Genomic DNA, 23,135 nt, shown 5'->3' on the forward strand with positions numbered 1-23,135 from the left:
AAACGTATTTAATACTCAGGTTAAGCTTGCGGAGGTCTTAGAATTTCTTGCCAAAAGCCTTTTAAATGCTGTCCAGCAAAAATGAAACGAGGAGGTTCTGTATAGTGATGCACATGGAAGGTCTGCAATGCGACCATGGCGCTATCGACATAAGAGGTACTGATTTGGCAATGTGCGAGTGTACAGTCCTGACAGTCTGCACTTTGTGTCGTTGAATGATGCGCCTGACCATCTTGCAGTGCAGATGTCGCATCTAAAGATTGATGACAATCCATCATTGAAAAGACTTCTGGTGTCGTCTGCTTACCATGATGTGCTGCATGCTCAGGAACAGCTTGCCGCTGATTTTGATGGCAATTTGCTATATTTGAACGTGAAGGATCAGTATGTGCTGCATGAACTGGTGCCTGATGGGCATTCGCTGTCATCATTTGTTGATGTTGAAAATTTTGCTGTGCACTGACCACACTGCTCCACCCCATGACAAACGCCACGAGCCAAGCAAAGCCAAGATGCTTTCGCAAAAAATTAAACAATTTAGTATCCTAATTCAACCCAATGATGCACTGTGACAATATATCCCTATTAACACATCTTTAGAAACATCAGCGATCGGCTCAGCCGAAATCCGCATGAAACATCATGATGATATTATTTACGATTCAAATGCAATCACATGACATTTGTATCAACATGACATGCAGCTCGACCAATTTATCCATCATGAACGATACATTCAGAAATATCTAAAAGCACTATCCAGTGCGATCGATGATGTGTTTTGCCAGTCGCAGCGTATCTCAATAGTTGCTAACAGCATAATTAATTGTGCAGTTATTCACAACAGTTTTAAATTTATTGCGCTGTCATAAAAATCAGCGCATATCTTCCAGTTAAAACATAAAAGTTATTTTTTAAACTGATTAATTATTTACCATAGATTAATAAACATACAGCATTTCAAACACTTTACCCCATAAAAAAAGGACTCAATTGAGTCCTTTTTATACTTAATACGTCTAATTATTAAACCATTGATGCACAATCGTTTATAATTTATCCAAGTTATCCATATAGTTATCTACACAGATATCCATACGGTTATCCATATAGTTATCCACAGGTGAGGAATAACTTATACCCAAAGGCTTAAGCCTCTTGAGCATGCACTTTTGCCAACTCTGAACGCATGTCATCAATCACAGCTTTATAATCAGGCTTACCAAAAATTGCTGAACCTGCAACAAACATATCTGCACCAGCTTCAGCAATGTCACGAATATTGGCTGGAGTAACACCACCATCCACTTCTAAGCGAATATCACGACCTGAAGCATCAATAATTTTTCGTGCTTGACGCAGCTTTTCCAAGGTCATTGGAATGAACTTTTGACCACCAAAACCTGGGTTCACACTCATCAACAAGACTTGGTCAACTTTATCTAAAACGTAGTCTAAATAATGCAGAGGTGTCGCAGGGTTAAACACCAAGCCTGCTTGCGCACCGCCAGATTTGATTAACTGTAAAGAGCGGTCAATATGGTCAGTCGCTTCTGGGTGGAAAGTGATGATATCTGCGCCAGCGTCTAAGAAATCACCAATCATACGGTCTACCGGTGAAACCATTAGATGCACATCAATTGGCGCCTTAATGCCGTATTTTTTCAATGCCTTACAAACGCCCGCACCAAAAGTTAAGTTCGGTACATAATGATTATCCATGACATCGAAATGAACAACATCTGCACCGGCTTCTAGAACGTTTTCAACTTCTTCACCTAAGCGCGCAAAGTCTGCTGACAAAATTGAAGGTGCGATTAAGAATGGCTTGGACATGAAAAACCTAGCTTTGAAAAGGGAGTGATTGACGCATTATAGCAAATTGTCCCCCTATTCGCTGCCCACGCCCTCAGTCGTTTTTTCGATACTGATGATTGAGATCTCTATAATAAAAAAACCTAGGATGAACTGATGTTACGCAGTAATATCAGAAGCGTAATTGGTTCAAATAAAAGAAAGATACGCGGTAACGTCATCCACATTTGTTTGAGACAGCACTATTTCTAATCAAAAATGTTTTTGCAATACTTTAAATAAATAGACGCTAGAGAGCGAGTTTTGCGGTGAGGAGCATTGCTCTGCAAGATGGTTTCCTTGCGAAGCTTCGCTTCTCATTTTGCCGAATGAGAAACATCGTTTCGTAAGAGTACCTTCAGCCGAAGGCTAATCCCTTTATTTAAGTCCTAGATGTAAGACTCCGTCGAATTGACTTAAATATCATTTTAAAAATGCAAAATTATTTTTTGCGTGCGTAACATCCGTGATTAATATGAATAAAGACCACTGCGGTAGAAACACAGCGTTGCATTTTTAGACTTAACGGGCATCTATGTACTTTGCTAAGTTAAAGGACTGACAACTTAACAATAAAATTGCATCTATGAAAAGTTCAACACACATCACCACCGCCCAAGCAGCACGTGTTGCTAAACGCTTAGTCAATCATTGGAAACATAAATTTGAAGTCAATGAACAGCTCATTGGAGAAAATACTGCATTCAAGATTCAACTGCCCTCTGCAGAGGTTAGCCTTCTACCACAAGCTGCGTTTTTAGACGTGGTGATTTCAGCCCAAGATCCAAGCACAAATCTAGATCAATTGGAACATGTGGTATTAGATCATTTAATCCGCATGGGACAAGAAGAACTCAGTGCAACATGGCAACGTGAACCGTAGTCTAAGTCGCCATATTATCAAAGCATTTCACTCAATGCTGATGTGATTGATAATTTCTAACTGCATCAATACGAGCTTTCGTGGCTGGATGCGACTCAAAGAAGTCTGTCCATGATCTCTGATTTTTGGCAGTTTCATCCTTGGCATCTTTCTCTTTTGCTGTTTCACCATCTGCTTCATCTTCCATACGTTGTAAGAAATTTGCAAAATGCGAAGTTGGTATTTGATGTTTTGAAAGTTGTTTTAAGGCATATAAATCTGCTTCAGATTCAAAGTCTCGTGAGTAACTCGCACCCACCGCAGCTACCGGTAAACTGGTAAGAATGTCAGAGCCATCCCCCGTAATCATCAACAAAATAATACTGATGCCTAAACCTGACAAACTTTGCTGCAAACTATGGCGTTGAACTAAATGCCCCTGCTCATGTGCAAGTACACCTATGAGCTCATAATCATTTTTCGCTAATTTAACCAACTCATCTGTCACGATAATGGTGTTATTGGGTATCGCCAATGCATTTGCACCAATACTGCCACCACCACGGAATAACAACTTCGCAGGACGATTTTCAGCCACCAATTGTTGATATTCTTGCTTCAGTTTGTCTTGGCGTGCTTGTGGCAATTTTGTGGGTTCAGTCATATCGATAATATATTTTTCCGCCTGATCCCCCCAACTCTTTAACGCTGTCTCAGGCAGTTGATTGGCCACCACATGCGACGCCGCAGGTATGCCCCATTTAATCAATACAAAAGCAAAAGCCACCACGAAAATCACACTAAAAATGATTAGAGAAGGTGACCGTTCTAACTTCCAAATCGAATGCCAACGCGACTTTACGTCGAGATTAAACCACTCTGGCAAAGGTTGATGAAACTCTAAACGAGCATCGTCCTTTAACTCAATCACTGGCTGAATATCCCCTAAAGCACCAATCAGCGTCATATCTTGATAGGTGTAGTGCTGCGTTTGTTCTAGGTCTTGACCATAACGCACAATCACAGCATGTTCCCCATCTGCGCTGATTTGAGCAACAAAGGGTTTTGACACTTTCCCATCATAATAGGTTGCATTCACTACTGATGTTTTCATGTAATTCACCTGCGTTATAAGGAAATATCTAGGTCAAAAATATCGGATAATTCTTCAGCAATCGCATTGTGATCTTGCTGCATTTGATTTTGTAATTGGTCAGGATCATCGACCAACATTAAGTGCAAAGATTCTGTCTGATATTTATATAGTCGTACAACTGCCCATGGTGTCAGTAAACCGAGGCTAACCATTTTAGCCAACCAATTGCTCAAGACAATCCATGCATAGCGCCATTGATTACAGTCCGTATGAAACTGACTGCGGCTCAACGTGGTGTTATTCCATGTGGTAATAAAAATACGTGCAGCTGTGAGTGGCCAAATAAACATGTAGCCAATCAAATACATACCAAAAATAATGAAGACATAAGATGCGTCATTTAAACCTTCTGAACTACCAAATAGTATCGCAAAGATCACTGCCAGCAATGCACCAAAGCCCATAAACAGAAATAAAGGCACATACATGGCACGCATATAATCGCCCCAAGTATTATTCAGATTAAATTTTAACTGACCCAGATACAAATGATTCAGACATTCACGTTTATATAGCCAGAACGCAACTGGTGTAAACAAACCAAGGGTAAAGACAACCACCGCAAGACATTTAACAAAGCACCAATACGCGCTTTTATTTGTCCCCGAAAAAAAGAATCGGCTATTACTAAATTTACTGTTGCGAGCACGGAAACGAATCGTAGATCGAATAAGCCAAGGAACCGCAAAGAAGATCAGGACAAAGCCCGCTAAGAAAGCTTCCCAAGAATACTTTATAGCAAAAGAGAAACCACCATAGACCACTAACGCAATGATTCGTCCAACTAAAATTTTTGTAGGCAAACCGGTAAAGTCAAAACGACGCTGAAACACCCAAGTATTACCGTAAAAATAACGTAAACGGCGGACCTTTGCCCAAGGCGCATAAAGTCCAAGCGTGACAATCGTCAGTAAGATATTCACGATCCAAATACCGAAATATTCAGACGCATTACCTTTAAACCTAAAATGATAATTTCGTCCCAAGACATCAGCCTGTTCTGTCTCACCAAATAGACTCGGTGGATTCATTACGGGCAGCTCTGGCGGAAGCGGCGTTTCCATTTGTGAATTTTGCATAAGTACCCTAAATTATTTTTTTTGGTATGTCGAATTTATTCATTTGCATGGCAATGCTCATCACCATGCTTTATTTATACGTATATCAAAGCAAGCTATGCCTCAACATTTTTAACCACTGGCTTTTAGATTAATGAACTACTGTTTGCAATTGGACAGCGTGAAATTGCAAATGATCATCCATAAAACTTTGAATAAAATAATAACCATGATCATAGCCTGCATGTTCACGCAGTTCGAGTGGCTGCCCAACTTGCTCACACGCTTGCTTAAACAACATCGGATTTAACTGGCTATAAAATTGATCATCAATACCTTGGTCAATCAAAATGGCTTTAAACAAAGCCCCTTTGGATTGCACTAAAGCTGTTGCATCATGCTGAAGCCACTGCTGACGATCTGAACCTAGATATTGACTAAAGGCTTTTTCACCCCATGGACACTGACTCGGCGCACAAATCGGTGCAAAAGCAGAAACCGATTTAAACAGGTCAGGATGCTTCAACGCTAAAGTTAATGCACCATGACCGCCCATACTATGTCCGAATATGCCAATCGCACCTTTTTGTACCGGAAATTCAGCCTGTACCACCGAATACAATTCTTCAGTAAGAAAACGTTCCATTTGATAATGCTCGGCCCACGGTTGCTCCGTTGCATTAATATAAAAGCCTGCGCCTTGCCCAATATCCCAATGATCGCCTTGCGCTACCTGTTCCCCACGTGGAGAAGTATCAGGGCTGATTAAAATCAGGCCAAGCTGCGCAGCTAAACGCTGAGCATGCGCTTTAATGGCAAAAGTTTCTTCGGTACAAGTTAATCCCGCCAAATAAAACAAAGTAGGACACGCTTGGCCTTGCAAGGCTGCTTCTGGCAGAAAAATACCAAACTTTGTTGGGGTTTTTAGACTTGAAGAATCCAATTGATAAATGCGCTGCTCACCCGCAAAACAAGTATTTCGTTGTACTAATTCCATGATCTTTATCCTAAACTTTTTTGATCTTTTAAGGCGTAACCGTCGTAGCCGGTGCAGTAGTCGTCGGCGGGAACAATCGTTGTTCTAATTGAGGCAACATTAATGCCATGTTTTTCCCCATCGACCACTGTGGTTCAGAAGGTTCGAAACCTTGCGCTGCTTCCCATTTCGCTACAGTCGCTTTGGTTTCATTAAATGCCGCTTGAATACTGGTCTGCTCACGCATCGCCTGATCAAAGAAAGCACGACCAAAATAGGTGTATTCAGCTTCATTCGAACAGCCAAAAGACTGTCGATCAGCTGCCGATGCTGTAATGATTAAAGTATTATCATTTTGTAGTGCTGGAATAAAACTGCCTGAATAACATGAAGAAATCACAATCACACGCCAACGAATTCCGGATGCATCCAAGGCTTCTTTTAACCATTTAGGATCGACTTGCGCCAAATCCAAAGGTGCATTTTCCATTTCAAAGACATTCGGTAAACCATGTGAGGTCATATATAAAAATAAGACGTCACTTTCTCGGTTCATCTGCTGACCAATACGACGCAGCGCCAACTCCATACTGGTTTTAGATGCCAGCGGAATTTCAGTGCGCGTTGCAGGGTTATTGATAAGCTCAACCGAACGCCCATAGGTGCCAAAACGTGTATCAAACTGTTCTTTAATCCGTTCAATTTCCAGTTTAAAGACATCTTGATAACTCGCACCTGCCACCCCTAAGAAGTACCAATGGGATTGGGCAAATTCACCATATTCCACTGCATCCAAGGATTTATTGAGTAAACGGCTTTGTGCATAAAATGCATCTTCAGCAAAGCTTGGAGGAACTTCTTCAACTTTCCAAATCGGCTGATCTTTGACTGAGACTTGCCACACGACCAAAGTAAATAGCGTCGCACCCATAATCAGTGCACGCTCCCACCATGGCCATTTCAGCTCACGTGAAAACACCCAAACGACAGCCAGACTTTGCCAAACAAATAGAATAATGAATAACGTTGGAATGTAGTCATACAGAAAGTATGGAAGAAAATCGAGATCTCCCAAATATTGAATCAAACATTGAAACAACATGATGTGCGTATCAAGCACCAACCAAAGCAATGCAGGGACCAACATTAACCGTGGATTATTTACACGTTGTGATAGGAAAATTCCCACAATTAAAGCAATAAATGGCCACAATGCATAACTTATAAGACCTTGAGCGTTAAATTCACCAATACGCCCCGTGCTCAGCCAACTAAATAAACTGTTAGCACAACCACCTAAAATCCCCCAAAACACCAATTGTAAAATCGATGGACGAACGATTTGTAAAGAACGACGAGACCCAAAAAATAACCACATCCCCGCAGTTTGGTTGCTTTTAAAATCATGCCAAAAATTGATGGAGGGTTTGAAATCAATCATAGAGTTCTAATGGTGGCCTTGGCTTGCTTAATTGCACAAATAATTTTATGCCTGATGTCGTTTTTAGCAATGCTATTTTTTAACTATATAACAAATCTTTGAACAATATTGAAGCAAATATCATTTTAAGTCACAAGATCATGTTGGAAATATGCATCAAAGCGACAAGCATCGCCTTGCCACTGATGTTGCGGCTCTTGATTCGCTAAAAAAACTGCCAATCGTGGACGTTTAACCACGACACGTTTAGCAATTTTTTGTGCTAAATCCAGTAAATTATCACCTAAATCCATCTCACCATCTTCAGGTAACAGCAAATGCAATAATTGCATTTGTTTTTTGACCTGAGCTTGCTTTTTGACGGCTTGCTGGTTTTGATCTCGCTGCGGAAACATAGGATCGAGATAAACCACATCAAAGATTTGATTGGTCGTCGACAAATGTTTCAAAAAGTCTGCCGAATCTGAAAAGACCAATTCAATTCGAGCTACAACCGAACTTAAAAATGCATCTTGCTGCGCACGTTGATGTGAGTCTTCCAATAAGGTAAATAAAATTGGATGACGTTCCACAAGGGTCACATGCGCACCCAAATGGGCCATCAATAAACTATCATGCCCTAGCCCTGCGGTTGCATCTACAAGCTGTGGTTTTTCAGCCAAATTACACGCACGTGCAATCATCTCAGACTTTAAGGATGCTCGCTTTAAACGCCCCACTTCTGCTTTCCAATCGGGTTGCATCTTCATGCCATTGGCCGCTAACCACAAACCATCTGCATCGACACACAAACTGAGTTCAGAGTTTAAACGTAAAAAACGCGCGTTTAATTTTTCAATCAATTCAATATTTACAGATACACCACGTGAAGAAAGCACAGCAGAATACTGCTGTGCTTTCTCATGAAACTCTTGTTCTGTGTATAAGCGGATTTCGCTTACCATAATTTCCAGCCTGTAAATGCGAACAATAAAATCAATAAACCTGAAACAATTCGATACCACGCAAAAATCATGAAATCACGTTTTGCCACATAAGCGACAAGCGCACGAATCAAAAGTAATGCCGAGACAAACGAAACAATCAAACCGACTGCAATCACAGTCCAATCTTGAGTGCCTTGAAATACATCATAGCTTTGATATAAATCCAGCAAACCTGCACCGACAATAACCGGAATACCCAAAAAGAATGAAAACTCAGTGGCTGCTTTACGAGAAACCCCTAAGAACATGGCACCAATAATAGTCGCACCTGAACGTGAAGTTCCTGGAATTAAAGACAAAACTTGAATTAAACCAATCCAAATCGCATCTTTAATGGTTAAATCTTCTACTTCTTTGGCACGCACTTGCGGTGGATTTTTTTCGATCCAAATAATGATCAAACCACCGATAATCAACCCCATAGCAATCGCAATGTTATTGAACAGCAGCTCTTTCACCGTCTGACCAAACGTCAAACCAATCAACACGATTGGAATCGAAGCGAGAATTAAGCCAAAACCTAAACGGCGACCTTTTTCTTCACCAGTCACCATACCGGTTGCTGCGCCCCACAGGCGGCCCCAGTATTCATAAATCACCGCCGCAATCGCACCCATTTGAATTGCGATCACAAAAACATCACTTTTTTCTTTGGTCCAAAAGTTCATTAATTCTGAAGCCAGAATTAAATGCCCTGTACTTGAAATCGGTAAAAATTCGGTAATACCTTCAACAATACCCATGATTGCCGCTTTGAGCAGCAGTAAAAGATCCATATAAAACCCTAGTTATGGCTTGCCTTGTTCTGAAATTTTCTTCCAGGCGTTATCTCGTAAATATACGGGTAATGCAAGTTCAGCACTCACCCATGCTTTTCTTTGCGCCGCTTCGCGGGCAATAGTAGCAATATCTTGTGCTGTTGCACTTAAGTCTTTGTATTGTGTTTGTTCTGATTGAATGAGCTCACTACCAGAACCCACGACGGTAAATTTGATCTGCGGTGTGGCATCTGCGTAGCTTAATAGTTGTTCTTCATCTACAGCCTGCATAATGCCATTGGCATCGAGTTGATAGCTTGCGATATACACTTCTTGCATGCGAGCATCAAGGACTGCTGTTACTTCAGTCAAACCCTGTACACGATGCGCCGCTTGAGCCAAAGCTTGCAAAGTCGATACTGGAACAACAGGTACGTCATTGGCCCATGCCAAGGCTTGTGTTACCGCTGCATTAATACGAACACCACTAAATGAGCCAGGCCCACGACTAAATGCAATCGCAGTTAAACCTGCTAACTCAATAGCAGTTTGATTAAGCCCTTGCTCAATCATTGGGAGAATGGTTTGTGTCTGCGCTTTTGCCCGTAAATCGAGTTGAAAATAAAGCTCTTGAGTTTCATCTACAATCGAGACGGAACACTGCTCATTGGCAGTTTCCAATGCCAGTAATTTCATGCGCAACCTTAATTAAATTTAATCTTAAAAAACGTTGAATATGATACTCCACTCCATCGCAGTTCGCGAGATGTTCCACCTCAGACTCAGCGCTTTCTGTATCTAATCCATAAAAAAGCCTCGACAAACGTCGAGGCTTTTTTGCTTACCATGTATAGCGTTCTAAAGTTCAGCGACTTCGAGTTGAGTAAAATGTTTAAAATGAGCGGCATAGTGCAAGGCACTCATTTTTAGACGTGCTTCCGCTTGTTCATCTAAAGTCTTGACGACTTTACCCGGTGAACCCATCACAACAGAATTATCCGGAATCACCTTCCCTTCTGGAATTAAAGCATTCGCACCAATGATGCAATTTTTACCAATCACAGCATGATTTAGAACCACGGCATTGATTCCAATCAGACTATTATCTCCTACGGTACATCCATGTAGCATGGCTTGATGCCCAATCGTGACATAATCACCAATGATCATTTCAATGCCCGCATCGGTATGCAGCACCGCATTTTCTTGTACATTGGTAAAATCACCCAGTTTGATACGACTATTATCACCTCGAATGACGGCTCCGAACCAGACACTCACTTCTCGGCCTAATTCAACTTGCCCAATGACCGTTGCATTTTCTGCAACCCAACCATCCCAAGGTTGATGCGTGGCTTTCGGGCTATATCCTTGAAATTTGTACAACATGATCAAACATCCTATTTTGACTTTCTAAAAATGATTTATGGCTCACGGCCCAAATGAAATGAAGGAGAATTTAATAAAAAAGGCCATTCTTTTTGATAATTCAGACCATATTGAAATAAGGAAATCAGCATCCGTGCAGTCAAGCCCCATACGATTTCGTTTTCGATTCTTAAACTGGGAAAATAAAGCGATTGCTGGGCAAAACGAACTTCATATGGCGTTGGCGGTGTTTCTAAAAGCTGTCTTAATGATGCAAAAAAAATACGGTCAATTTCAGTTGGTTGAGGTATTAAATTTACGTCAGGCGGGATCAATCCCACGATCGGTTTAACCAACATCCCATTCCGTGCTTTTTGCATTGGTAAATCACCCAAAAGTTGCACATCAAATGGATTTAGAGCGGTTTCTTCTTGAGCTTCTCTTAAAGCCACCACGATATTACTGGTGTCTTGGGCATCACGTTTGCCACCGGGAAAGGACACCTCACCGGCATGATTATTCATATAGAGTGAGCGGCGGGTCAATAAAATGCGTGGATTATCTTCTTGGGTAATCGCAATCAATACAGCAGCATGCGCAGGTTGAATACGCTTAGAAAAACGTAAACGTTGCTGCAATCGCTGAGTCAATAAACCCTCATCCATCCACATTACATCCTTATAATTATCTTATTTTCATCATAGCTGAATTTCGGCCAAGCTGGTTAGAAATGATGCCAAAGTTTTATTTTTAAGTTATTCTGACGGTTCACACAATCCATGACGATGAATATGAACTTTTGCTCAAACTGCGGACAAAAAACAAAAGAAGCGATCCCGCTTGGAGATCATCAGATACGCCGTATTTGTACCGCATGTGGGTTTATTCATTATGTGAATCCTAAAGTCATTTGTGGTGCTTTAGCCGTTTGGGACAATCAAGTTTTACTTTGCCGTCGTGCGATTGAGCCACGTTATGGGCTGTGGACATTACCCGCTGGCTATATGGAACTCTATGAGACGATGGAGCAAGGAGCAGCGCGTGAAACTCGCGAAGAAGCCGAAGCAGAAGTCAATATTGAGCAACTGTATTGCATGTATAACATTCCCCGTATTGGGCAAATTTATGCCTTGTTCAAATCTGAACTAATCAATGGAGAGTTTGGTGCGGGTGATGAAACCATTGAATCACGATTATTTAGTGAAGAAGATATTCCTTGGGATGATTTAGCCTTTCCTAGTGTGGAAAGAACGCTGCGGCATTATTTTGCTGACCGCAAAACAGGTCAGTTTGAAATGCATCTCGAAACCCTCGGTACGCGACTCGATCACACAGGTTAATTTGCTGGCCGCATGATTAAAAAAGCCCATCTTTGATGGGCTTTTTTATTTTTCTAAGATTTAACTACTATTTAGCCTTGATGGTGTAACAAGGGGCCAATTCTAAAGAAATATCACCACCGCTTAACTTTGCCGTTTGAGCAGCAGCAGTATCATTTGGATTTTTTAAGCTATAAATATAACTAAAGCTGGCCAAACTATTCCCCCACTTCACCACTTTATTATCCGAATCTGTCAAAGCAACGCCAGAAGGACGTGTGCCTGCATTGGCATTAATCATATTGTGTAACTGCACTAAAGCACCGCCTACAACCATTGATGTATCCGCTGAAGTTTTCACACTTGAGTTCATTCCAATCAGCGCGCCATCAAGCGTATGGAAATATGGGTCAGCTAAAATCATACGAATCGAAATGGTATTTGGATTGATATTTCCTTCAGGCGTAAAGGTACGGGTTGTCGTTCCGATACGATATTGCTGTACACCTTTGTCATCTTTCATTAACAGTGGGTCAAGCACATCTTTTCCGCTACAGCCTTCCGTCGCGTGTGTAGACAAGTCGACAATTTGGCTATCTTGACGAGTAAATACATCGTCTGGCACGCCAGATTTTATATTTGTGCGAATATCACCATTACGGTCAATCACCACACCCAATTTCACTGTTTTAATCGAAGTATCGGTAAATTTAAAGGTTAAATCTGCATACAAGGGGAAGATATAATTTTGTCCAGCAGCAACATTTTCAACAGACTTAAAGACTTTTTTGTCTAAATACGACAGCGGATAAAGCTTGTATAAATCCATCGTGCCTTTAAATTGCACTTGGTTAATGTTTTGCTCCCAAAGACCTAATTTTTTCTTATCATCGGCCGTCAGAACATAATCATCTTTTTTAGCCATTAACGTTTTATATAAACTTCCACCTGTACCGACCACCATTTTGTCGGCAAGTAGCGTCCCTTGTTTAATAATCAAAGGGCCAGAGTTGGTTTCTTCTGCATCAAAACGGAAACCCAGAATGCCAGGTTTATCAATTTGCTTGGTAAGCGGATCAATCCAATTGTCCTGTGGCGTTGCTGTTAAACGTGTTGGTCGTACCTGTGTCAAGAGCAAGACATTCACACCACCAATGGTACTCAACTGTTGATCAACTTTGCCCTTCCACTGTAAACCACTACCAAAAGTCATGCCTTGGCGGTCCGTCATTAACATGAAATGACCAAATAAATTGACTTTTGAACTATCGGTCGGCAAACATTCATTTTTGTCACAGCCGACCAGTCCATTTGAACCACTGGCATTGGTAATTACGCCATCAGTTGAAAATAACGCAAACTCAGGCTGATATACCGCAGCCGTTGAGATATTCATGAGTTTTGAAACTAAGGTAAATGCATTTTCATTGCTGACTTCGGACAGGTCTAGCCAAGGTGTAAACAGGTCATTAAATTCCGTATCTGAACTGATACTGAAATCTGCTGTCGCGACATTTCGAGTGATTTGATCAATCAATACTTTATCTGCATTGTTGACATAAACCGCTTGGATATCTGTAGCTGTAACTGCGCTGTTATTTTTCAAAGCCAAGGCTTGAATAATTTTAGCCAAACGCATGGCCACTTTAACCGTTGCGTCTGTATTTGAAATCGTTGCAGCAGGTTTACCCGCGATGCCAGCTGCCAAATCCAATAAGGTCAAGCGTGGAGGTGTCGTACCACTGGCTACATTGGAAATTTGCTTCAAATCTACTTTACCCAAATCAATTCGACGTGATTTTTCACCTTGGACAAAGAAAGTTACCGTATCGCCAATTTTACAAGCACCTGTCGAAACACCTTCTTTTAGATCAAATAAAGTAATGTAGGTATTTTTAACGTCGCTCGAACAATTAAAATTCAGACCTTCAATTGGATAATCTAAAACGAACTCAACACAGCCTTCGGTATTACTTTTACAAGTACCATTGGTCGTACTGGTATCATAAATTTCAGGATTCACATTTGCACTTTCACCGCCACAGCCACTGAGCGCTGCAACCAATGCCGTTAAAGCAAACGGTAATAAAATTTTATTTTTCATCCTAATTCTCTTTCTTATGTCCTTAACGGATTGCTGTTAATTTAAGTTGGCCTTGATTGGTTAATACGCGGCCATCGACGTCAATTGCTGTTGCTAAAGGCGTTAAGAATAAATACTGGCTACCTTTAGGTACTTGAATCACGCCTTCAATTTTTTCATGGTAAAGATGATCCGCTTCACCTTGGTTATTTTTGAATCCACCTGCGCCTTCCATGACACATCCATTTTTGTCTAAAAATACCGCAAATGGCCAATAAAATGTAGGATTTTGTACTTTGGATGCAAATGAATGTATACGAATATTTTGTAATGGTGATTTTAGTTTTACGACTTCATAGTCAAATTCGTCCGACAATGGTGCTCGAGGCCATAAATTAATATCTTGAGCCAAGTCGAGCTCTTTGGCTTTCTTCATTTTTTTATTCGAAAAACATTGCTGACCTAAACCTTGAATGGTGTCAGCTTGTGACACCCGATAATATGATGTGGCTAAAGTGATTGGGCCTGTATCTTCGGGTTGATTACGTTTAAATAAATTATCAATGACGGAGCGACTGACACCTTTTTCACGTTCAATGGTTTGCATCCGCGTTTGCCCCATCTTGCTATCAATAACGCCTTCGGGCATGGTGTAAAAGCGCTTTTTGCCTTCTAAGTTAAACTCTTTATCTTCAAGATATTCATTATTGACATACTTTTCACCAGCCATGGTCGAAAAGCCTTGCTCTTGTTTTGCCTTGGCCGATTGTTTTGAAGGATTATTTTCTAAGTTTTCACCTGAAGATCGTACGGATTGATCAGTACTGACTACTTTCTCAGCAAGGATGTTTTTCTCAACGACAGGTTTATCTTTTTCAGCTAGAACTTTGGGCTGATACGCTTCACGAGGTTGGGTTAGCTCTGATTGCTGTAACTTTTCTGTCCATGCGGTTGAAGGTACCACTTTTGCTGAAATATCTGAAGCTTGTGCTGACTTTTCAGATTTGCGAACTTTATCCCCTGAGACGTCTTTAATTTTATCTACTGTGACAGCTTTAATTTCATCCCGTTTTTCCTGCTCACGTGCACTTAAACGCTGAGACTTTAGTGGTTCAACAGCCTGTGCTGTTGGACTCGTTTGACGTGTCATCGGTGTCTTGGTTTGAGACGGACTAATGCTTACGGATGGTTGAATAATTTGTTGTACAGGTTGAGAGTCTATCGTTTTAGCAGTTGGACTTTCTTTAGGTTTCTTTGCTGGTTTTTCTTGCACTTGTACCACCATTGGGCGCCCATCTGGCCCAATAATGGTATGAAACGCCCCAGCGTTGGTATACGACACTTGCACCACAGACAGTGCAAGTAACGTTTTTATGAATAAAATCCTTTTCATTCTGTCTGCTTATCCTACCAACGAGTTCTGTAATTTAATCCTAGGATGGTGATTTTCGTATCGGTTTTTACATTCAGTCCAGCATATGGGTTTAAAAGTAAGTTATTCACACCGGTTAAGTTTGCAAGACTACTAGTATTCGCTGGAATGTTATCTTTACTGCGTAAAAAGCCGATTGATAAATCTAAATCCGTATCTGCATCAAAACGATATCCAATCCCCATACCAAAGAGCTGCGCACCATTAATTGGGACCATGGTATTTCGCTTACCATCAGGAATAGACGTACTTCGTGGTTCATAGCCTGCACGTAATTTCAAACGATCTGTTGCAGAATATTCAATACCAATACCCCAGTTCCAAGGCGATGTAAATTTCAAAGGTAAAGCCAAAGAATTATCGGTCACATTTTCAGATAATAATTTTGCAATTTTCAGCGCTGAAATTTGACGGTCGAATTCAAAACGGAATTTGTCCCAAGCACGATAATCGGTCCAGCCCACATCAAAATTAATTTGTAAATCAGGCATAACCTTATATTTGATCCCGGCCTGTACGTGCTGTGGATATTCAAAATCCATCGAAACCAAACCCGACTCCGAGTTAGGCACGGCATTTGGAAAACCTAAAATGGCAGCTAAAATTTGACCTGTTGGTGATGACATTAATCCCTTAATCATCTCCTGAGGCGCTTTTGCATTATGAATGCGATATCGGCCTTTCATGCGCATTTTCGCAGCGCTTTGGTACACCATACCAAAACTAAAATCTTCGCGTGGCTCCCACAAAACCCCTAAGTTATAACTTGGACTCAGTGACTGCTCTAAAGCCAATTCCATCTGACCAAATTTGCCAAATGGGTTCATCCCTTCTTCGGTATTACACATCCCCAAAAGCAAGATGTCGGTAATAATGTCCGAATTTTCCTTGAATGGCGTACAGACGACTTCATCAATCATCCTTAACATACCGATCAACTCATTGGGAAATCGTAGATCAGATTTCAATCCAATGGCTTGATAGGACATCCCTACACCACCACCAATCGATAGCTCATCACTGACTTGATAACCTACAGTTGGCGATAGATAAGTAATACGCTCTAGAGCAACTTGTTGCCCCATAAAATTACCGGGGTTGCCATTTTCAGCACCAAAACCCGCAATCAAAGGCGCATAAACGGCTGATGCAAATGTTGCTTTAGAACCCGGTGGATTGTAGGCAATCCCCATCGTTGGCGCGGCAATGGGTTGTCCAGCACCAAAATCCACCATCTTTTTTAAGACAGGTACATATAGGGATGCATATTCAACATCACCAGAAACCTTATCTTTAAAGTCCGTACATATATCTGCCGTTACTTCAGGGCCATCATTACAGACCATTGGGTCATCAGAATAACCAAAGACGTTATAACCCGCAGGGACGGTAAATTCACGTTGAATATCAAAGTTTGCAATAATCCCCTGCATATCGGTTTGCAAACCTTCAATTTTAGTTAATGCTGCAGGGTTAAAATGCACGGCACTAATCCCCGGAGGATCAGCAGTTACTGCATTCCCTAATGCAAGTGACCGTACATCAACTGAAAGATTGGTACCCAATTGTGCAAAAGCAGCACTAGAACAGCCCGTTAAAACGATCGCACTAACAAGTGGGCTGAGTCGAATTTTACGCATACGACAGCCCTCTTAACGAAGTTTTTTTCCAAAACCTAGAATATCTAACGGGAAAGAAAGTCCTAATGACACATCTGGTGCATCTTCAGTTAAACCTAGCCCCACCGTACCATTCACAATCGTATCTGGAGATACACGTACACCTAAAGAAATTGCTAGAGTTGAACTGGTTTGGTCTGCAGGTGAATAGGATTCGCCACTGCTATACGTAAATTCTGCGCCAGTGTTGAAACTTTGTTGATATGACATGGTGAGGGAAACATCGTAGTTAAACGAGTATGCAAAACCGAATGCAAAACCACCACTAATTCCCGGTTCAAACTCTTCAATGACACGCGTACCACGACGTTGGTTTAAACCCGTTTCTTTGACACCATAGTTAGCTGAGACAGATGCAAACAACACAACGGGGTCAATATATTTACGCGTACTCGCACCGATACCTGCCGAATAGTAACCTTTACCTGTTGCTAGATCATTTACCGCGTTGACTTCATATGGACTATCACCTGTTTTCGTAGATAAATTACCAAATAAAATCAGTGGCAAACGACCTTGCTTCAATGGGAAGGGTTCCCAACGTGCGCCTAAAGAAATATCCCCTAAACCAGCAGTTGAAGTATCTTTTAATAAATCAGTTTTCGCCACTAACGGCACAGATGCAGAGAATGTCAAATTGTCCATTACACCGTATTGCACGGTAAATGTATTGTTCATTGAGTGTGTTGCATTCTCTTGTACACGGAGTTGATAAAGTTGGCCTTGTGCCATTTCCATATCAAGTTGAGTATCACGGTAATAGGTATAATCGATATCGTAAAAAGATGATATTTCACCTTTTTTAATCAATGAATACTGACGTTCATTCGAGCTAAATACTTCCTGTAAGTTAGCTTCTTGACTCGCATCACCCTCTTGCTGTTGAAGTGCTGTCGATGCCTTTTCAGTGGCAGTAGCACTTTCTACTTGTGGTGCCTCAGCTTGTACTGGCTCTTCAACAGATTCATACTGTCCAATTTCTGGCTCGGCAGCAGCTTCTTGTGCAGTATCAGCTTGAGTTACAGCAGCAGGAGATACAGACTCTTCTACGACTGTCTCTTGTTCAACCGGATCATATTCTCCAAGGCTTGGCTCTTCAGCTGCATAGGCAACCCCCATCACCACCTGAATACTCATGGCTAGTAGTGTTTTGTTCATCCATTTACGATTCATGTTCCTTCCCACCGTTTTTATTTTTTTAATCCTGACACTTTGTTATACGCATTCATCTAATTATTTACTCTTGTAGTAAAGCCTTAGAAAGTTGTAATTCGATTTACCATAAGACTCCGACTCTTCATTCATGTTTTTATCAAGTCGTATCGTAGATGCCTTGTCTGCAATTTTTTCCATGTAAAACTGCGGATATTGAATATCAACCAATGCATAACGGTTCACGGTTGCATCTTCAACATGTCGCAAGTCTGAATCTTGCAAAGCTAATAAATTTTTACGTTGCTCAGGCGCAACGTTGATTAAGAATAATGTGTTGTTTTCCCATATTTCTTGGAATCTAACTTCATCGAAACTGATATTGCCCAGAGCTGGATCTGCAACATAAACACGCCCATCTTTATAGGCTTTAAAAACCACAAAATGTTTAAAACCAGCATATGAAATGGGAACAATCGCAGGCTGACCTTGCTTAACTAGATCTGAAAACTCACCTTTGTAGCCCCCACTGTCTAGCCCGACAGCAGCGACAAAACGTTTCATGTCTAATAAGGAGAAACTTCGACGTTCGATAATTTTTTCAGTTTCACCAAATTTCAGCAAACCATTCATGGTCTGTTGCTCAGTTAGCTGTGTCCCTACATAACCATTTAATAAAGTGGTTAAGGCCGCCGAACCACAACTGTAGTCATAGGCTTGCCGAACGATGCCTCGAAATTGATCTTCTATGGCAGGTTTAATTTTTACAGATTCACGGTGCATCCGAGTAAAGGAATCATTTCGTGAATCCAATGTTTCAGTATAGTGAACTGTTCCGACTGGCTTTTCTTTTAAATCGAAGGACTCTTTGGCAAAGTAATACATCAATGCCGAGCCTACAGCTATCTCTAACATATCTTCTAACTTTTAGTTATCGGCAATGATGTGCCTTTTTTCATTATTTTTTAGAGCTAATGCTCTACATCCATGTATTATGCAAGATACCTTTTTTTTTATAAAAAAACAGCATTTTTTTATGCTTTATTGGGTCATTCCGCACTTTTTTGTAAAAAAAAGCGCGTGATCAACACGCGCCTTATTTTTATTCTAGATTATTTACTAGAAATTGTAATTACAGAACCTTGGTTATATACACCCATAGCTGGGCTGTAGAACGTTTGTAAGCCTTGAACTTCGATATCACCGATTGAACCAGCGTCTTTACTACCTAGATGAACACCTTTCACATAGTTATCAATTGGCCCAGAGTTGCTTACCATTTGAATATAACCATTGTTTGTGCCTTCTTTACCATAAACACGAACATCTTGGTTAATGGTTAAATCAGATTTACCCGCATCAGCAACTTTGATGCTTTCAATGAAGATTTCACCTGCTTCACGTGTAGCCGTTTTAGTTGATGCATCAAGGATTCCTAGATCTTTAATTTCTAAGCCACCTGTCATAGTTGTACTCAGTTTAATCATTGCACCTTGTGGAGCAGCACCCAACTGAACATTTGCAGTCATTGGACCCGTTTTTAGAGAAAGGCCAGATAAAATTGCATTGTAGTTGTTATCGTCACCACCACGGCGAATGCCTGTAGTACCCGCTGTACCAGATGCTGTTACGCCAATTTCACCGATTTTGATATCTAAACCAGAAACATCAGCTGCGATGTTAATGAATGCACCATTTGCACCAGTACCAGCATCAGTATCAATACGTAAATCAGCTAAATTACGAGAAGCTAGAAGATAAGCCCCACCGTTATCATAGTTTGCACCAATAACGATACCTTTATTTTCTAAAGGATCACCAGCTTTCTTGTTACCTTGAATAACGATCGCACCAGCAGTACTTGTACCGCCCTTAGCTGTATCCGTTAAACCGTCGTTATCGTGAATGAAAAGTTTTTCAATTTCAATTTTAGAGATACCAATCCCGATGTTAATACCATCTTGACCAGTGGTTGAACTAAGTGCAGCATCGTCCATTGCTTGCATAGCCATAGCATTCGCACTAAATGCGATTGAAGAAACTAGAGCTAATTTAGTGAAATTTTTCATACGGTACTCTCCCAAGAGTATTTATTTTTTTTGATTTTCAACCACTCGATTTATTCAGCTGTAATATTATTTTGTGACAACTGTTAAATCTTTCCTTGAGTTGTTTGCTCGCTCGATTAAATTATATCCAAGCTGAAATTTGTTCAACTGTTGTTGGTCGCAATCTAATTCTTACCGATAAACGGTATTTGCAAACCAAATGAATTAGGAATGGTATAAAATCCATTTTAGTCTTTAAAGTTAATTTTTCTGTTGATGCAAAAACCAATTTCTTTTAAAAAATTTATTCTCAAACAAAATGTTAGTGCTCAAAATATTTTGCAAGCGCTTGCACCCTTGTCACATGTGATTTTTTTAGAAGATCAAAACCAACCTGTTATTTGCTTTTTGGCAAATCAATATCAGCAATTTAAGAATGATGAACTTAAAGCTTATGTCCGTACCAATTTAGATCAATATGAGGAATCTGATACTCAGCCCTTGCAAAATATTGCCTTCCAAGATTTATGTTCAAACTTAGGCAGCGGTTTTTCTGGGGGCTGGGCTGGTTTTATTAGCTATGATTATGCAGCGCAGCAACAGATTTCCTTGCACGCCAAAGCCCAACCTCGCTTGTTTTTAGGACAATTTTCCAGTTTTTTAAAATTAGAGGATGATGGTTGGTATTTTTATAGTTCAGATCATTCTGCAGCTAAGATTTACGACTACATTGATCAGTTCATTCAAACAGAGATCGCTCAAGATCGATTTAAATTAAGACAAAAATGTACTGCAAGATGGTCCAAGTCAGACTACACGAAAGCCTTTGATCAAGTGCAGGAATATATTAAGGCAGGCGATTGCTATCAAATTAATTTAACCCAAGAGTTCACAGCTCAAGCAAACGGTTCACTCTTAGATACTGCTCAAGAATTTTGGTCACTGACTGATGCACCATATTCAGGCTACTTACGTATTGATGATTTTGAAATTTTAAGTTGTTCGCCTGAACTTTTTATAGATTTTAAGCCTGAACGCAAGATTATTACTAAACCAATCAAAGGCACGATGCCTCGCTATGAAGATCCAGTTTTAGATGCGCACTCAAAACAACGATTAAAATCATCTGAAAAAGATATGGCTGAGAATGTCATGATTGTCGATTTACTGCGTAATGATTTGAGTGTTTATGCTGAAACAGGCTCTGTAAAAACACCAAAACTTTTTGATATTGAAAGCTTTAATCAGGTGCATCACATGGTCAGTGAAGTTGAGGCCGTGCTGAAAACCGATGTAAACCCTTTTGAGGTTCTGATGTCAGCACTGCCGGGCGGTTCGATTACCGGCGCGCCTAAAATTCGCGCGATGCAAATCATTAATGAACTTGAAGGTGCTCCTCGCGGCGCCTATTGCGGCTCGATGGGTTATTTTAATCACGATGGCACGGGCTCTTGGAATATTTTAATCCGCTCTATTCAAAAATACCAAGATCAGGTTTCGCTGTGGGCAGGTGGGGGAATCACCATCGCGTCAGATTGCGTTGCTGAATATCAAGAATGTTTTGATAAAGTCGAAGCGATGTTGGATTTGTTAAATACATGGTATAACCCCGATTAAACAAAAAAGCGATTCAATTGAATCGCTTTTTTATAACCCTCCCCTTGCGAAGCAGTGCTTCTCACCTTTTCGAAAGGAAGATTAGGGTAGATTTAAATTTATAGTAGCTTGCAGCAATCAAGCCAAAATATCGTTTTTAAGCGTATCCACAAGGCGCTGATTTTGTTCATCTGTACCAATGGTGATACGTAGGAATTGATTAATCCGCGGCTTATTGAAGTAACGCACAATAATCCCGCGTTCGCGTAATTCAGCAGCCAACTCACCTGCATCTTTATTTGGCAATGAGGCAAAAATAAAGTTTGCCGCAGACGGCAATACCTTAAAGCCCAGCTCAGACAGCTGACCTACAAGTTTTTCACGGCTCGCAATCACCTTGGCATTTTGCGCTTCAAAATACGCTTGATCCTCAAATGACGCCACGGCTGCTGCAATCGCAAAACGGTCCATCGGATAAGAGTTAAAGCTGTTTTTTACCGCCTGAAGCGCTGCGATTAAATGCGGCTGCGCAATCGCAAAACCGACACGCAAACCGGCCAATGAACGCGACTTAGACGTGGTTTGACAAACCACAAGGTTTTCATATTTGGCAACCAAAGCCACAGCAGATTCCGCACCGAAATCGACATACGCTTCATCAATCACAACCACTGAATTCGGGTTGGCTTGCAACACCTCTTCTATGGCTGATAGCCCTAAAGCAATGCTGGTTGGCGCATTCGGGTTGGTAATGATGATGCCGCCATTCGGCTGTTTATAGTCATCCACCACAATTTCAAAGTCATCGTTCAGCGGCAAAATTTTAGTATTGGCAGCTATACCAAAAAATTGGCTATATACCGGATAAAAACTGTAGGTAATATCTGGATACAGAACCGGCAGTTCTTGCACAAAAAAGGCTTTAAAAATGTGCGCCAACACCTCGTCCGATCCATTGCCGACAAAGACCTGCTCAACAGGTACATGCTGCTGTTTTGCAATCGCTTGCTTTAACTCAGACGCATCTGGATCTGGATATAAACGTAAAACATCAGCAGAATTTGCCAATACTTTTTGTACTGCATCCACCACTTTTGGCGATGGCGGATATGGGTTTTCATTGGTATTGAGTTTTAAAATATTTTGGATTTTAGGCTGTTCACCCGGTGTGTACGGTTCTAATTCACGTACATCAGGGCTCCAAAAACGCATTTGTTCAGAGGTAATATTTGGCATTTTATTTTGCTCTTTTTCATCCTCTCCTAACCTCTCTTGCACTTCGCTTTAAAGGAATCCTTAAAGCTCGTTCAGGGAGAGGAATATTCATTTTATGAGATTTCCCCTCTCCTTTCAGGAGAGGGTTAGGG

At 40.9% G+C, this 23,135-nt stretch carries 21 protein-coding genes; 3 read left to right on the plus strand and 18 right to left on the minus strand.

Features of this window, described 5'->3' with window-relative positions:
- Nucleotides 1–20 precede the first annotated feature (20 nt).
- On the minus strand, nucleotides 21–482 hold the full coding sequence (locus FTU80_RS14910) for a hypothetical protein (protein ID WP_180085896.1): 462 nt from the start codon (nucleotides 480–482) through the stop codon (nucleotides 21–23).
- 667 nt (nucleotides 483–1,149) lie between these two features.
- Complete coding sequence (gene rpe, locus FTU80_RS14915) at nucleotides 1,150–1,836, minus strand: ribulose-phosphate 3-epimerase (protein ID WP_168378513.1); 687 nt, start codon at nucleotides 1,834–1,836, stop codon at nucleotides 1,150–1,152.
- 604 nt (nucleotides 1,837–2,440) lie between these two features.
- On the opposite strand from rpe, the gene FTU80_RS14920 reads away from it, so the two are divergent.
- A complete protein-coding gene (locus tag FTU80_RS14920; RefSeq protein ID WP_180085898.1) occupies nucleotides 2,441–2,737 on the plus strand; it encodes a DUF2218 domain-containing protein in 297 nt (98 codons plus the stop codon).
- Nucleotides 2,738–2,768: 31 nt separating this feature from the next.
- On the opposite strand, the gene FTU80_RS14925 is transcribed toward FTU80_RS14920, so the two are convergent.
- The 9 genes from FTU80_RS14925 to FTU80_RS14965 all read right to left on the minus strand — a co-directional run bounded on the left by FTU80_RS14925 (nucleotide 2,769) and on the right by FTU80_RS14965 (nucleotide 11,124).
- On the minus strand, nucleotides 2,769–3,830 hold the full coding sequence (locus tag FTU80_RS14925; protein ID WP_180085900.1) for a M48 family metallopeptidase: 1,062 nt from the start codon (nucleotides 3,828–3,830) through the stop codon (nucleotides 2,769–2,771).
- Nucleotides 3,831–3,844: 14 nt separating this feature from the next.
- On the minus strand, nucleotides 3,845–4,951 hold the full coding sequence (locus tag FTU80_RS14930) for a YjgN family protein (RefSeq protein WP_180085902.1): 1,107 nt from the start codon (nucleotides 4,949–4,951) through the stop codon (nucleotides 3,845–3,847).
- Nucleotides 4,952–5,081: 130 nt separating this feature from the next.
- Nucleotides 5,082–5,927 (minus strand): S-formylglutathione hydrolase, encoded by an 846-nt coding sequence (gene fghA, locus FTU80_RS14935; RefSeq protein ID WP_180085904.1) that lies wholly within the window; start codon nucleotides 5,925–5,927, stop codon nucleotides 5,082–5,084.
- Nucleotides 5,928–5,955: 28 nt separating this feature from the next.
- Nucleotides 5,956–7,347, minus strand: coding sequence for a C13 family peptidase (locus FTU80_RS14940; RefSeq protein ID WP_180021433.1), 1,392 nt, complete (start codon nucleotides 7,345–7,347; stop codon nucleotides 5,956–5,958).
- A 125-nt stretch (nucleotides 7,348–7,472) separates the two neighbouring features.
- On the minus strand, nucleotides 7,473–8,291 hold the full coding sequence (locus FTU80_RS14945; RefSeq protein ID WP_218949061.1) for a class I SAM-dependent methyltransferase: 819 nt from the start codon (nucleotides 8,289–8,291) through the stop codon (nucleotides 7,473–7,475).
- On the minus strand, nucleotides 8,285–9,109 hold the full coding sequence (locus tag FTU80_RS14950; protein ID WP_180008558.1) for an undecaprenyl-diphosphate phosphatase: 825 nt from the start codon (nucleotides 9,107–9,109) through the stop codon (nucleotides 8,285–8,287). The genes FTU80_RS14945 and FTU80_RS14950 overlap by 7 nt, the downstream gene beginning before the upstream one ends.
- A gap of 12 nt (nucleotides 9,110–9,121) precedes the next feature.
- The gene (tsaB, locus tag FTU80_RS14955; RefSeq protein ID WP_180059826.1) at nucleotides 9,122–9,787 is read right to left on the minus strand and encodes a tRNA (adenosine(37)-N6)-threonylcarbamoyltransferase complex dimerization subunit type 1 TsaB; all 666 of its coding nucleotides are present in this window, start codon (nucleotides 9,785–9,787) and stop codon (nucleotides 9,122–9,124) included.
- A gap of 162 nt (nucleotides 9,788–9,949) precedes the next feature.
- Entirely contained in the window at nucleotides 9,950–10,480 is a 531-nt protein-coding gene (locus tag FTU80_RS14960) for a gamma carbonic anhydrase family protein (protein WP_180009924.1), read from the minus strand.
- Nucleotides 10,481–10,515: 35 nt separating this feature from the next.
- Nucleotides 10,516–11,124, minus strand: coding sequence for a CoA pyrophosphatase (locus FTU80_RS14965; RefSeq protein WP_180063946.1), 609 nt, complete (start codon nucleotides 11,122–11,124; stop codon nucleotides 10,516–10,518).
- A 126-nt stretch (nucleotides 11,125–11,250) separates the two neighbouring features.
- Between FTU80_RS14965 and FTU80_RS14970 the strand changes: the two genes are divergently transcribed.
- On the plus strand, nucleotides 11,251–11,799 hold the full coding sequence (locus FTU80_RS14970; protein WP_078192366.1) for an NUDIX hydrolase: 549 nt from the start codon (nucleotides 11,251–11,253) through the stop codon (nucleotides 11,797–11,799).
- Between the two features lie 67 nt (nucleotides 11,800–11,866).
- On the opposite strand, the gene FTU80_RS14975 is transcribed toward FTU80_RS14970, so the two are convergent.
- The 6 genes from FTU80_RS14975 to FTU80_RS15000 all read right to left on the minus strand — a co-directional run bounded on the left by FTU80_RS14975 (nucleotide 11,867) and on the right by FTU80_RS15000 (nucleotide 20,193).
- On the minus strand, nucleotides 11,867–13,882 hold the full coding sequence (locus FTU80_RS14975; RefSeq protein ID WP_180085906.1) for a hypothetical protein: 2,016 nt from the start codon (nucleotides 13,880–13,882) through the stop codon (nucleotides 11,867–11,869).
- Between the two features lie 22 nt (nucleotides 13,883–13,904).
- On the minus strand, nucleotides 13,905–15,254 hold the full coding sequence (gene filE / locus FTU80_RS14980) for a putative pilus assembly protein FilE (protein ID WP_180085908.1): 1,350 nt from the start codon (nucleotides 15,252–15,254) through the stop codon (nucleotides 13,905–13,907).
- A 14-nt stretch (nucleotides 15,255–15,268) separates the two neighbouring features.
- Nucleotides 15,269–16,933 carry an OmpP1/FadL family transporter gene (locus FTU80_RS14985; protein WP_078192369.1) on the minus strand — a complete coding sequence of 555 codons (1,665 nt, stop codon included), beginning with the start codon at nucleotides 16,931–16,933 and terminating at the stop codon, nucleotides 15,269–15,271.
- Nucleotides 16,934–16,945: 12 nt separating this feature from the next.
- Complete coding sequence (locus FTU80_RS14990) at nucleotides 16,946–18,145, minus strand: hypothetical protein (RefSeq protein WP_180085910.1); 1,200 nt, start codon at nucleotides 18,143–18,145, stop codon at nucleotides 16,946–16,948.
- Nucleotides 18,146–18,205: 60 nt separating this feature from the next.
- Nucleotides 18,206–19,039, minus strand: coding sequence for a C39 family peptidase (locus tag FTU80_RS14995; protein WP_111884773.1), 834 nt, complete (start codon nucleotides 19,037–19,039; stop codon nucleotides 18,206–18,208).
- A 197-nt stretch (nucleotides 19,040–19,236) separates the two neighbouring features.
- Complete coding sequence (locus FTU80_RS15000; protein ID WP_180085912.1) at nucleotides 19,237–20,193, minus strand: DUF6160 family protein; 957 nt, start codon at nucleotides 20,191–20,193, stop codon at nucleotides 19,237–19,239.
- A 255-nt stretch (nucleotides 20,194–20,448) separates the two neighbouring features.
- Here FTU80_RS15000 and FTU80_RS15005 point away from each other — a divergent pair, with 255 nt between their 5' ends.
- Nucleotides 20,449–21,789, plus strand: coding sequence for an anthranilate synthase component I family protein (locus FTU80_RS15005; RefSeq protein WP_180085914.1), 1,341 nt, complete (start codon nucleotides 20,449–20,451; stop codon nucleotides 21,787–21,789).
- Between the two features lie 117 nt (nucleotides 21,790–21,906).
- Here FTU80_RS15005 and hisC read toward each other — a convergent pair whose 3' ends face one another.
- On the minus strand, nucleotides 21,907–23,004 hold the full coding sequence (gene hisC / locus FTU80_RS15010; protein ID WP_180085916.1) for a histidinol-phosphate transaminase: 1,098 nt from the start codon (nucleotides 23,002–23,004) through the stop codon (nucleotides 21,907–21,909).
- Nucleotides 23,005–23,135 lie beyond the last annotated feature (131 nt).

The organism is Acinetobacter sp. YH12145 (genome assembly GCF_013418335.1).
GTDB lineage: Bacteria > Pseudomonadota > Gammaproteobacteria > Pseudomonadales > Moraxellaceae > Acinetobacter > Acinetobacter amyesii.